Raw genomic sequence first — 13,369 nt, 5'->3', positions numbered from 1 at the left:
ACGAGTTAATTTCCTTTTGACACTTACCCTTTGACTTTTGACTTGATTCTCATTTCTCATACGGTACCCCGACTTCACGGGGTGCTCGCGATTTTCCGACAAAACCGGCAAGTACCAACAATGTAAGAACGTATGGTAAAGCCTGAACAAGCTGTGATGGGATCCAACCAGTTTGCAACCACATTTCGAGGGATTCCGCACCGGCAAACAAAAAGCTTGCAAGAGCCGCACCTATAGGAGTCCATTTCCCGATGATCATTGCCGCAAGCGCTATATATCCCCTGCCCGCAGACATGTTATCGGTGAAGCTGTGCTGTTGAAACGCAAGGAAGACACCGGCAAGAGCTGCCAGTACACCGGAAATCAGGACCCCGGAATATCGCATCAGATCGACGTTTACTCCTGCTGCATCCACCGCTTCGGCACTTTCTCCGGCAGAGCGAAGCCTGAGCCCGAAAGGTGTTTTAAAAAGTAATATATGACCGATAGCGACAACAGCTACCGCACCCAGAAATATAGGATCAACAAGGACAGAAGAAATCGCAAATCCATCGATACGTTCTGAATTAAGAGAACTACCGAAAAGAGTACTCAATCCGAAACGTGTCGCCCCTATGACAAGTATGTTGATCGCAATCCCGGTCACTATCTGGTTGACTTTGAGAGTCACGGTGATGAAAGCGTGAAGTAACGCAACGAGAAGACCGGCAAGAAGACCGGCGATAACTCCTGTAACTGCGGAACCGGAAAAGTGCTGCCCTACCGCTGCCCCGAACGCTCCCGCAAGAATGAGCCCTTCAAGAGCGAGGTTGATAACACCACCCCTTTCTGAAAACACGGCACCAACAGATGTCAGCACATACGGTACCGAGATACGCAATACCTGCAGAAGAAAAAGGACCAATTCGGATTCCATGTTACAAAAGTGTTGCTTAGCACCCCAAAAATGATCTTTTCACCGATTTTCCTATCGTATCCGGGTTTCCGATAGGTAGATGGCTGGAGTAAATTTTTTATTACATTTATCTGACGGAACGCGGTTCAAAATAAGCATCTTCGTCTTTTTGACATAGATCATTTATCGAGTTTTTGTTTCCCGGTTCAACTCAATTTTCATACCAAAAACATGCCAAATCCCCGATCAAACACCCTTCAGGGTTCCGATAAGCAGTATATTTACAATTTTTCAGGTGGAAGCGCAGATGGTGATGCTTCGATGAAAAATCTCCTTGGCGGTAAAGGAGCGAATCTTGCCGAAATGGCAAATATCGGCCTCCCTGTTCCTCCTGGATTCACTATTTCCACGGAGGTATGTACCCATTACTACGACAACCAGAAAACCTACCCCGACGGATTGTTCGAAACCGATATCCCGAAAGCCCTGCATACAATAGAGGAACAGCTTGGGAAAAAATTCGGCGATACGAATAACCCGCTCCTTTTATCTGTCCGCTCCGGCTCCAGGGCTTCCATGCCCGGCATGATGGATACCATTCTGAACCTGGGTCTGAACGATAACACCGTCGAAGGACTTGCTCGGAAATCAGGCAATCCAAGGTTTGCATGGGACTGTTACCGCCGTTTTGTTCAAATGTACGGTGATGTGGTACTCGGCCTCAAACCGGCAAACAGCAAACAAAAAGATCCTTTCGAGGAAATTCTCGAAGCGAGAAAACAAGCTCTCGGCAAAAAGCTGGATACCGAACTGGACACCGACGATCTGAAACATGTGGTTTCCGCCTATAAAACCGCCATAAAACAAGAAACCGGCAAAAGTTTCCCCGAAGACCCCATGGAGCAGCTCCGGGGAGCCATCAGCGCTGTATTCGGAAGTTGGAACAACGACCGCGCCATAGTTTACAGAAAACTCAATCATATACCTTCCTGGTGGGGTACCGCCTGTAACGTTCAGGCAATGGTTTTCGGCAACATGGGAAATTCTTCCGGAACAGGCGTAGCGTTCACCAGAGATGCCGCAAGCGGTGAGAATATATTTTACGGGGAATATCTGATGAACGCTCAGGGTGAAGATGTGGTCGCGGGTACCAGAACTCCTTTGAAAATAATCCAGTTGAAAGAGGAAAACCCTGAAATATACCGAGAGCTCGACAGTATTCGTACCCGGCTCGAACAGCATTACCATGATATGATGGATATCGAGTTTACCATAGAAAACGGAAAACTCTTCATGCTGCAGTGCCGTGTCGGTAAAAGAACCGGGCTCGCTGCAATCAGGATTGCCTACGATATGTGCCGGGAAGGCTTGATTGGTGAAAAGGAAGCCATTCTACGCATCGAACCCGAACAGCTGAATCAACTTTTACGTCCTGTGTTCGATCTCAGGCAAAAACAGGTTGCCATCGATAATGGCAGGCTCCTTGCGATAGGTCTCAACGCAGGGCCAGGAGCGGCAACCGGTAACATATACTTCAATGCTGTCGATGCTCAGGCCGCCAAAAATCGAGGAGAGCAGGTAATTCTGGTCAGAATCGAAACCTCCCCTGAAGACATCAAGGGAATGTCCATTGCCGAAGGAATACTTACCGAACGAGGAGGAATGACCTCTCATGCCGCACTTGTAGCAAGGCAGATGGGTAAGGTCTGTGTTGCGGGATGTGGAGCGCTGAACATCGATTACAACAACGGAATACTTCGGATTAACGGTCATGATACCGTCTTGCATCAGGGAGATCCCATCTCTCTGGATGGAACGACAGGAGAAGTTATTGAAGGAACTATAACCACAAGAAATTCCGAAGTCATCGAAGTTCTCGCCGATAAAACGCTCGATCCGGAAGAAGCGCCCATCTGGCAAATTTTCGATCAGTTCATGCAGTGGGCCGACAAGTACCGCAAACTACAGGTAAGAGCCAATGCCGACCTTCCTGATCAGGCGGAACTTTCTGTAAAACTCGGAGCTGAAGGTATCGGGTTGTGCAGAACGGAACATATGTTTTTCGGTGGAAACCGAATCGACGCAATGCGGGAAATGATTCTTGCCGAAGATATGAACGGAAGAAAAACAGCACTGGAAAAGCTGCTGCCTTTTCAGCGTGAAGATTTTTACGGCCTTTTCAAGACGATGGGATCCCGCCCGGTTACCATAAGACTTCTCGATCCCCCTCTGCACGAGTTCCTGCCTGCAAACGATGAAGAAATTGCAGACCTCGCAAAAAAAATCGGCAAACCCCTCGATGAGATCAGGAACCGCATCAAGGATCTGCATGAAGCCAACCCGATGCTTGGTTTACGCGGATGCCGTCTGGGGATCATTCATCCTCAAATCCCCGCAATGCAGGTGCGTGCGATTATCGAAGCGGCCTGTATGATAAAAAAAGAAGGGTACGACATTATTCCCGAGATCATGGTTCCTCTTGTGGGAAACGTCAGAGAACTCGAAGTTACCGGTGAAATCATCCATAAAACCGCCCGAAGCGTCATGGCAGAGCAGGAAACCGGTGTTCAATACCTTGTCGGAACGATGATCGAGGTACCCAGAGCAGCCGTTACCTCGGGAGAAATCGCAAAAGCCGCCGACTTTTTCAGTTATGGAACGAACGACCTTACCCAGATGGGGTTAGGTATGAGCCGTGACGACTCGGGGCAATACCTGCCATCCTATCAGGATCTCGACATATTTGCACGAAATCCTTTCGAGTCCATCGATACCGAAGGAGTGGGATTTCTGGTAAAACTTTCCGCCAAAGAAGGGCGTAGTGTTAAAAAAGATCTCAAGCTGGGTATTTGCGGTGAACACGGCGGTGACCCTACAACCATTGAATTCTGCAATACTATCGGGCTCAACTATATTTCATGCAGCCCTTTCCGAATTCCCGTTGCAAGGCTTGCTGCAGCCAGGGCTGCATTATGTTCCTGAAATCCAGCATTCAACTCCTGAAGCATGGCACCAACCGTAAGCTGGTGCCATAGCAAGTGGTACCCCTGTTCACCGAACGAAACAGCATCGTTCTTGGTGAATGACACCGCCAAACACCGTAAAAGACCCAGGAAGCCGGTTTTCGGCCGGAACCGTTATCATCAGTTCATGTTGTTTTCATTCCCCTTGTGATTACGGAATCATCGAAGCAACCAGGTGCCCCGGCTCCCTTCTTTTTTCGGACTGCAATAAAAAAGAATCATAATTAATTAAGAATTATTATGATTTATATCAAAAAGCATTATATTGAAGCAGTTCGTTACAATTGACAGCCTACATAACCATAATCCAGGAGAAAGCTATGTCACAACAATTCGATGACGACATGTATTTTGAGATGTCAATGCCGTTACTTGGTGATGATTTTCCCGAACTCAACGTGCAGACAACACATGGGCCAATGAATATCCCCGGTGATCTCAAAGGTTCATGGTTTGTCCTTTTCAGTCATCCGGCTGATTATACCCCGGTATGTACAACGGAATTCGTCGCTTTCCAGCAGAGGTTCGAAGAATTCGACAAAATCGGATGCAAACTGATCGGTATGAGCGTCGATCAGGTATTCTCTCATATCAAATGGGTGGAATGGATCAAAGAGAACCTCGATGTCGATATTGCGTTCCCGATTATAGCAGCCAATGACCGTATCGCGAGTCAACTCGGCATGCTGCACCCCGGTAAAGGTACCAATACGGTCCGCGCAGTGTTCGTCGGCGACCCTGAAGGAAAAGTCAGGCTTGTCCTTTACTACCCGCAGGAAATCGGCAGAAATATGGATGAAATCCTTCGCGCAGTGAAAGCCTTGCAGACATCGGATAACAACAAGGTTGCTATTCCTGCAGACTGGCCGGACAATGCGCTGCTGAAAGACCGTGTCATCATTCCGCCGGCCAATAATGTCGAAGATGCCAAAAAGCGGCCCGAACAGTATGAATGCTATGACTGGTGGTTCTGTCATAAAAAACTCGAGAAGTAAGCAAATATGAGCCGACCCGGCATCCATAACAAACAAAGAGGCTGTCTCATTAGCCCTACAATGAGTCTTTCTGTAGTCATCCTCGGGCTTGACCCGGGGATCCATCTTTCAATGAAAGTCAGTATGGATGCCGCATCGAGCGCGGCATGACTTTCTGCCGGAAACGTATGCAATGGTGACTCATAGTCGTGAAACAGTGCTTTTGAGACAGCCTCTTTTTTTTACCACTCGAGCTTGGCAAGGAGATACATCGGCTTTTCTGTTACGTCCACTGGACGCCGGATCCAGTAAGGCGTGACTCCCTTCTCCCTGTCAACTATTTCACAGGTCTTCTGGACCATTCATTGGCTATCGTGAAACCTCTTTTGCTGTATCAGGAACTCTGATGATCATCATGTTCAGCAGAACCATCTGCACAATGAGGACATATCCCCCTTACAATCACCCGCTTTCCAAGCACGGTAAAATTTCTGGTAATTCTTTCAGGAATGGCTATCGCATCGAGATCACTGTCGCAGAAATCGATGATAGCACCACACCGTATACAATGAAGATGGTGATGGGGCAAAATATCCGTATCGTAGCGCTTCACCCCTGAATGAGATTCAACGGTATCAATAACTCCTATATCGGCAAACGTCAACAGAGTCCTGTTGACAGTATCGAATGACATCGTTGGATATTCCTGAACAATTTTCCTATAGACCGCGTCAGCCGAAGGGTGCTCCGACGAAGCGAGCAATTTTTTATATATCGCGAGCCGTTGTGGAGTCACTTTCAGCCCATGGCCTCTACAACGTTGGATAAACTGTTCGACCAATCCTTGTGTATATTCCACTTCCATACATTTTTCCATCATTTCACCTCCAACCATAAAACAAACGGACAACCGCAGTCTTTTTTAAAGTAACAAAAAAATAACAAAGAATTAATCCTATCTAATAGAAAAACAACAACAGAGTGAACCCTTACGGTGTTTGCATCAAAACAAATTCAGGGTTAGACCTTCGTTCATCGCTTTTGACTCCTTGCTTAGTTGAACAAGATTTGATATATAGCTCTCCTCTTGCATCGTGCACAGCATCCATCATGACAGCATTCAACAAGATCAGCATACGGGGAGCCCGGGTTCACAACCTCAAGAACATTTCGTTGGACATCCCGCGAAACAAGTTCGTGGTCATAACCGGTATTTCCGGTTCAGGAAAATCAAGCCTGGCATTCGATACCATCTATGCCGAAGGACAACGCCGGTTCATGGAAACACTTTCTGCCTATGCCCGTCAGTACATAGGTAATATCGAACGCCCCGATGTCGACCTTATCGAAGGATTGTCTCCTGTCATATCGATCGACCAAAAAAGCACCAGCCGGTCGCCCCGTTCAACAGTAGGAACCATTACCGAAATACATGATTTTATCCGCCTGCTTTTTGCAAAGGCCGGAAGATTGCACGATCCAGAAACCGGCAGGGAACTGCAAAAACAATCGGAAGATTCGATTGTAAGTGCCATTCTTTCTCTGCCTGAAGGCACAAAAGTCCAGATACTCTCACCGCTGGTCACCGGCAGAAAAGGCCATTACCGCGAACTTTTCGAAAAACTTCTTCAAAAAGGTTTTTTACGAGCACGCATTGACGGTGAATTCAGAGAGATGGAAAAAGGCATGCAGCTCGAGCGATACAAAAGCCACACTCTCGAGCTCGTCGTCGACAGGCTTGTTATACAACCGGACATACAAGAACGATTGAAACAGTCGGTCACTATGGCTATCGGTATGTCGGAACACAAGTCGGCAGTGATCTGCGTTCCTTTCGAAAGTGAAATCTCTGAACAGTTTTACAGCACAAAATATGCTTTTGCAGACGGTACGGTTCCGCTTGACACGCTCGCCCCGAATAATTTCAGCTTCAATTCACCTTATGGCGCCTGCCCAACCTGCAACGGTCTCGGAGAAATCCGGAAACTTTCAGCTGAGCTTATGGTGCCTGATAAAACCCTTTCATTGAACCAGGGAGCTATCGAACCTTTCGGCAAACCGGGCAAGCGCAACCTCTGGCAAGTGGTCAAAGCCATAGCGAAACGTTACGATTTCACTCTCGACACCCCAGCACAAAAAATACCGGACGAGGCCTTGAACATCCTTCTCAACGGCTCAGGCAAAACCTCGTTCGACGTAACATACAGCTACGCCGGAAAAGATTATGTCTACCCGCAAGGGTTCAATGGAGCCCTCGCTTATGTTGAAGAGCTTCAGAAAAATTCCAGCTCTTCAAAAATCAGGGAATGGGCTGAAAGCTTCATGACAAAACAGCATTGCCCGGAATGTGGAGGTGCCCGCCTTCGCAAGGAGAGCCTTCATGTCACGGTCAATGAGAGCAATATTCATGAAGTCGAATCACTCCCACTACCGGCAACGCTCGATTTTTTCCACGATCTACCGGATCGTCTTACAGAAAAAGAGCGAATGATCGCAACCCCGATCCTCCATGAGATAACCAAACGGCTTGAATTTCTCCTCAATGTCGGATTGGGCTACCTGACCCTGAGCCGCAGTTCTCAAACGCTTTCAGGCGGTGAAGCCCAACGGATACGCCTTGCCTCTCAACTGGGATCCCAGCTTAGCGGTGTACTCTATGTTCTCGACGAACCAAGCATCGGGTTACACCAGCGGGACAATCATAAACTTATCGACTCGTTACAAAACCTCAGAGATATAGGCAACACCGTTCTCGTAGTGGAGCACGACAAGGACACCATGCTCATGGCCGACGAAATAATCGACCTCGGACCTGGCGCAGGTGAGCATGGAGGCGAAATCGTCGCCCAGGGACACGTCTCGACTCTCGATGAAAACTCCATAACGGCGGCATACCTCAAAGGTGAACAGGATGTCCGAACAGAAAAAAAAGAAAAAAAAATCAGAGCGTCGAATGTCCTGAACCTCGAGGGTTGCAGGGGTAACAATCTTAAAAATATCGATGTTCGCTTTCCTCTCGGCACCTTTATTTGCGTAACCGGTGTGAGCGGTTCCGGAAAGTCCACCCTGATAAATGAAACGCTCTATCCTATTCTTGCAAGACATTTTTACCGCTCAAAACTGCTGACCCACCCCTATGACAGCATCCAGGGACTCAAACATATCGATAAGGTGGTCAATGTAGACCAGTCTCCAATCGGTAGAACCCCTCGTTCCAATCCGGCGACCTATACCGGAGCATTCACCTTTATCAGGGAGTTTTTCGCACGTCTGCCGGAAGCCCAGATAAGAGGCTATAAGCCGGGGCGCTTCAGCTTCAACGTCAAAGGAGGACGTTGCGAAACCTGTCAAGGCGCCGGGACAAAAAAAATCGAGATGAATTTTCTTCCCGATGTTTACGTGCAATGCGACACCTGTAAGGGTAAACGTTACAACAGGGAAACGTTACAGGTGAAATACAAGGGAAAATCCATATCCGATGTATTGGACATGACGGTTGAAGAGGCCGGAGTTTTTTTTACCGACTTTCCCCGTATCCAACGTATTCTCAAAACGATGCAGAGCGTCGGACTCGGTTATATAAAGCTCGGTCAGCCATCTCCCCTGCTTTCCGGCGGCGAAGCTCAGAGGATCAAGCTTTCCGCAGAACTTGCAAAAGTGCAAACCGGAAAAACGCTTTACATCCTCGATGAACCTACCACCGGCCTGCACTTCCAGGATATTCAGCACCTTCTCGATGTCCTGCAGAGGCTTGTCGACAAAGGTAATACCGTTATCGTTATCGAGCACAACCTCGATATCATCAAAAATGCCGACTGGATCGTAGATCTCGGTCCCGAAGGCGGAGATAACGGGGGAACACTCATAGCTGAAGGCCCTCCATCCCAACTTATAGAATGTCCAAACTCATATACCGGACGGTTTCTGGCAGAAGAAATGAACAACACGCGTAAGTAGGGCGTCTTTAAAGGTGCTTCAGCACTCCGGAAACATCTTCTTCGATTGCAGAGGCTTGCTCGAATTTTTGAATCCGTGTAAGATGGTTCGGAACGACAACACAAGCGATACCTGCAGCGTTCGCTGATGCAAGTCCCCTTTCAGAGTCCTCGACGGCAAGTGCATTTTCCGGTTTTACACCCAACCGTTCAAGAGCGGTACGGTATGGTTCTGGGTGAGGCTTGGGTTCGGATACATCGTCATGAGTGATGACGACGTCGAAATAACCGTGAAGACCATTCAAGCGATGCATCAGCTCAACCTTTTCACGGGGGCTCCCGGTAACGACGCCCTGTTTGAAACGCCCTGAAAGAGCATCGAGCGTTTCACGAACCTTCGGCCGAAGGGCAATAGGCTGCTGAAGGGCTTCGAGAAACCTGCGATCGCGCAACGCAATGATCTGATCGGCCTGTTCCATGTTCATGCCGAACTCATGAGCAACCTGTCGTGTTCGCTTTGCCTTACTCAGATATTCTATTCCCCAGTATTCCTCTCGCAGCTCAAATCCGAAATCGGCAAACAGCGCCTGCGTCAGCTCAAAGAAAACTGTTTCGCTGTCGAAAAGAAGCCCGTCATTATCCCAAAGAATCGCATGTATCATTACTTTTCCTCTTCCCTACTTTTTGAACCTCCAGTAACGTCCGTCTGTCGTATCGACCGCCTCGAGAGAAAAACGTTCATCGGCCCGTAGATCCTCATTGATGATGTAATAGATATCCGACAGCACGGATCTCGAGCGGTTGAAATATGAATGACCAAGAAAACTCGTATCGACACCGGTTGCATCGATGGTTTCAATCTCCGGAACAATAAGCGGAATTCCTTCGACCCCTCCCACTCTCGGGAAACCGTGAATCCTATGAGACGCCTTCAGTGCTTTATCTTCACTCGATACGTAGATGGTAACAAGTGAACCCGATCTGACGAGACTGTCTGCAATATCTCTTCTAAAAATACCCGAATCGATATCAGGAGCCACAAGCAGTAAGGCGCTGAAATGATGTTTCAGATCTTCCCGTTCCTCGATCAGTTCCAGAAAAGCATCGGTTACAATCCGATTACCCATACTGTGAGCCAGGAGGTAGATGCCTTTTGCACCGGACATCTCGGCAATATCTTCAAGAAAACGTTTAAGTTTGCTCTTCGACCATCTCACACTGGTCTCGTCCGCGGGATAACCACTCACCTTTCCCCTCGAAGGCCAACTGTACAATACCGGGCACCCCTCAAAACCAAGATCCGAAACCATCTGCGCCATGTTATGTGCAGCTTTTTCGAATGTCATGTTATAACCGTGCACAAACAAAAGCAATTGCTTATCGGCTGAACGATTGACAAATCTTTTCACCTCTGTGAAAAAAGCCTGCCTGTCATACAAAGAGACATCGATGAGAACAATGTGCTCCGTACTATCCTCTTTGAATACCGGACGTTCCAGTTCTCCGATACGATGATCGAAAGGAAGTGACACCGTACAAACACCGTAGGAAACATCCCCTCGCTCAAACCCGAACATTTTACCGGGCTCTGCCGCATCCGTAAGGTTCCTGTCTGTTCCAAACAATACTTCGACAGGAGACTCAGGATATTCCTCCAGTGCACTCGCCGCCGTCGAGGCACATCCGCCAAGCAGAAAACAAAGCAGAACCAGATATCCCGGAAAGTGCTTTTTCCATAAAACCATGGCTCGCGTCCTTTTACATTTTGCTTGATTTTATCCGTAAAATACAAAGCAAAACCCATTAACAAGAGTGAACCCACGAAGCACCTCCACGTAAACCCCCGTTTCGGCATTTCATCGATACCCCGAAAGTATGGGGATCCTTTACGCACAGGCTGGAACCAGCAAAGAAGTCGTATTTGCAGGATAAATATAATAAAAAGAGGTACCCGTTACTTGTTTCCGAACAGGTAGGGGCGGATTATCAGTACAAGCAGAGCAATCGAAGAAACGACAGCGAGAATCCCGCCTTCTTCATGAGAAGCGTTCTGAACCCAGTCTGCAATGTCAAAGCCAAAAGAAACGTAGAGATTATTGACGACAATACCGGCCGCGAAAGACATCACGATGATAACAGCGAGGTACACGATGACAGCTTTTTTTCCGAGAATCCTCGAGACTACCGTCAGCGAAGCAACATTCGTTGCAGGTCCGGCAAGAAGAAAAACAAGGGCAGCACCTGGGGAAATACCATTCAGTGCAAGAGCAGCTGCTATCGGGGTTGAGGCGGTTGCACAAACATACAGCGGTATGGCGATCGCCAGCATCAACAGCATCGAAAGATGCTCGTTTCCGAAATACATGCTCACAATTTCAGGAGAAAGCAACACCGATATCATTCCTGCCAGAACAATCCCCACCAGGAACCATGTACCGATATCCTGCAAAAGTTCACCAAAGGCAAACGTCATTCCCCCTCTTAGTTTAGCGGTGAAAGATTGTTTTTTCTCGTTTTTTTGTTTGCAGCAGCATGAGCTGCCGCATGGTGAACCAGAAGCAGCGGGAACATCGAACGGTTCTGTATCGATGCCATTTCTATCCGTGTACAAAACCGCCATCCCGGCTGCAACAGCCGTGAAGAATGACACGACAGGCCTGATTACCGTCATGAGCGGATCAAGAAGGGCATACGTTACAGCGATTGAATCAACCCCGGTCTCCGGAGTCGATATCAGAAAAGAGGTTACCGCGCCTTTCCCTGCACCCTGTTCTTTCAGCCCGGCTGCGGCAGGAAGAACCCCGCAGCTGCACAATGGCACCGGAACACCCAAAGCCGATGCCTTCACAATACCCGATACACCTCTCCCCCCGAGGTGTTTCGTCACGAAATCATGGGGCAGAAACGCTTTGAAAAGCCCTGCGACAAAAAAACCAAGAAGCACATAAGGAGCTGATTCAAGCAGAATTCCCCAGGATGCGAGTACGATCTCATAGATACTATCAAACAATGTCCCGATCGTTTTCGAAATTATACATAGCGCCAAGACATACAAACAAATATTCACATGACAATATATTCATATGTAATGCAAAAAAAGAATAAAAAAAACTGTTATCTACGGCACATCGGTTCACTTACATGCTCCAAACCCAGTTCTATGAGCTTTTGAATATGCACATCATCGAGAGAGTAAAACACATTCTTCCCTTCTTTTCTCGATTTGACGATCTTGCCCGCTCTGAGAACCCTCAACTGATGAGAAACTGCCGACTGGCTCATTTCAAGAAGCACGGTAAGATCACAGACACAAAGCTCGGAATGATAGAGGGCATCGAGAATCCTTACCCGGGTATGATCACCGAGCGCTTTGAACAACTCCGCAAGATCCTGCAGCGTTTCCTGGGGCATCATGGCATTCTTTGCTTTCTGCAGCGAATCGGGGTGAAAACACTCTTCCTGACAAACATCCTCTCTTTTTTCAGTAATGGAATCGCCCACGATGGATGTAACACGGTTACGTACCGTCATTATACTGTTCCTTGTAGATATTTTTTTCTTTCCTCTTCAGTAAACCGCTCTATGGCATAACGAAGCATCGTTCGGGGCATATCTCTGTAATGCTTCCCGAGAAAGGCTTTCTCGACGGTAACATTGCGTTTGCCGATTTCCCTGAGCCCCCATCCGACAGCTTTATGGATCAGCTCCTCCGAGTCATGTATCAAGAGTTCCGAAATTGACAAAGCGTCATGAAAACTGTTCTTCCGGATACAATGAAATGTAGAGAGTATGGCGACTCTTCTTTCCCAGAGAACCTCCGATTGCGCAAGTCTGTAAAGCACCTCTTTATCCCTCATTTCCAACCACGGACCGACGATATAGGGTGCTGAAATGTCGACAAGATCCCAGTTATCGACATACTTCAAATTATCGAGATAGAGCGTATAAACCTTTTTACGTACTGTACTATCGCCTTTTTCGAATTTCCTTATCAGAGCAAGGAGCGCAAAAAACCGCTCTTCATGAAAAGGTGAAGCAAGCAGTTGCCTGACTTCGGCCAATGAGATGTTTTGATATTTCCTGGCATACTTTCTGAGTACCGGAACTCTGATACCATGGAACCGGTCCCCCTCGCCATACTCCCCTTCGCCTGTTTTGAAAAAGTGCCGCGAATGCTCGGCGATTACCGGATCTGCAAGATCTTTAAATACACGTTTTATTTCGTCAGCCTTTGTCAAGATTTTCCCTCATTTACACTGAATGAGCAATAGGAGAACCGTTCAATCCGTTTGAAAAAAGATACGGAATCCCAACCTATTACATCAGAAAACTTCACCCTCGACACGAATAGAAAACCAAAAACCAGAAATATATACAACTCTCCTGAAGGCATCTGCATGGTAACAGTCGCCACTACTCTCTCATTCTTGAAGGCTCGTATCAAAAAAACATGTAACAATTGTAAATTTTTTACAAACAAAAAAAACACTTCAAAAAAACTACTTATACACACTAAAAAACTATACATCAAGCACATAGATT

General features: G+C 47.4%; 10 protein-coding genes. 3 read left to right on the top strand and 7 right to left on the bottom strand.

Features of this window, described 5'->3' with window-relative positions; all coding sequences use genetic code 11:
- Positions 1-49 precede the first annotated feature (49 nt).
- Complete coding sequence (locus tag QZ209_RS00275) at positions 50-916, bottom strand: ABC transporter permease (protein WP_294343210.1); 867 nt, start codon at positions 914-916, stop codon at positions 50-52.
- 210 nt (positions 917-1,126) lie between these two features.
- Between QZ209_RS00275 and ppdK the strand changes: the two genes are divergently transcribed.
- Positions 1,127-3,877, top strand: a complete 2,751-nt coding sequence (gene ppdK, locus QZ209_RS00270; protein WP_294343207.1) for a pyruvate, phosphate dikinase — start codon at positions 1,127-1,129, stop codon at positions 3,875-3,877.
- Positions 3,878-4,238: 361 nt separating this feature from the next.
- On the top strand, positions 4,239-4,913 hold the full coding sequence (locus QZ209_RS00265; protein ID WP_110023808.1) for a peroxiredoxin: 675 nt from the start codon (positions 4,239-4,241) through the stop codon (positions 4,911-4,913).
- A 373-nt stretch (positions 4,914-5,286) separates the two neighbouring features.
- Here the strand turns inward: QZ209_RS00265 and QZ209_RS00260 are convergent, their stop codons facing one another.
- Positions 5,287-5,757 carry a Fur family transcriptional regulator gene (locus QZ209_RS00260; RefSeq protein WP_294343201.1) on the bottom strand — a complete coding sequence of 157 codons (471 nt, stop codon included), beginning with the start codon at positions 5,755-5,757 and terminating at the stop codon, positions 5,287-5,289.
- Positions 5,758-6,002: 245 nt separating this feature from the next.
- Between QZ209_RS00260 and uvrA the strand changes: the two genes are divergently transcribed.
- On the top strand, positions 6,003-8,849 hold the full coding sequence (gene uvrA / locus QZ209_RS00255; protein WP_294343199.1) for an excinuclease ABC subunit UvrA: 2,847 nt from the start codon (positions 6,003-6,005) through the stop codon (positions 8,847-8,849).
- A gap of 7 nt (positions 8,850-8,856) precedes the next feature.
- Here uvrA and QZ209_RS00250 read toward each other — a convergent pair whose 3' ends face one another.
- The 5 genes from QZ209_RS00250 to QZ209_RS00230 all read right to left on the bottom strand — a co-directional run bounded on the left by QZ209_RS00250 (position 8,857) and on the right by QZ209_RS00230 (position 13,068).
- Positions 8,857-9,489, bottom strand: coding sequence for an HAD family phosphatase (locus tag QZ209_RS00250; protein WP_294343198.1), 633 nt, complete (start codon positions 9,487-9,489; stop codon positions 8,857-8,859).
- 15 nt (positions 9,490-9,504) lie between these two features.
- Positions 9,505-10,572, bottom strand: coding sequence for an alpha/beta fold hydrolase (locus QZ209_RS00245; RefSeq protein ID WP_294343197.1), 1,068 nt, complete (start codon positions 10,570-10,572; stop codon positions 9,505-9,507).
- A 209-nt stretch (positions 10,573-10,781) separates the two neighbouring features.
- Positions 10,782-11,846, bottom strand: coding sequence for an SO_0444 family Cu/Zn efflux transporter (locus tag QZ209_RS00240; RefSeq protein ID WP_294343308.1), 1,065 nt, complete (start codon positions 11,844-11,846; stop codon positions 10,782-10,784).
- 95 nt (positions 11,847-11,941) lie between these two features.
- Positions 11,942-12,358, bottom strand: a complete 417-nt coding sequence (locus tag QZ209_RS00235; protein ID WP_366515725.1) for a metalloregulator ArsR/SmtB family transcription factor — start codon at positions 12,356-12,358, stop codon at positions 11,942-11,944.
- On the bottom strand, positions 12,358-13,068 hold the full coding sequence (locus QZ209_RS00230) for a DNA alkylation repair protein (RefSeq protein ID WP_294343303.1): 711 nt from the start codon (positions 13,066-13,068) through the stop codon (positions 12,358-12,360). The genes QZ209_RS00235 and QZ209_RS00230 overlap by 1 nt, the downstream gene beginning before the upstream one ends.
- Positions 13,069-13,369: the final 301 nt, after the last annotated feature.

Origin of the sequence: Prosthecochloris sp., from assembly GCA_015482705.2 — a bacterium.
Taxonomy (GTDB): domain Bacteria; phylum Bacteroidota; class Chlorobiia; order Chlorobiales; family Chlorobiaceae; genus Prosthecochloris.
This window is presented reverse-complemented; position numbering and strand designations above follow the sequence as displayed.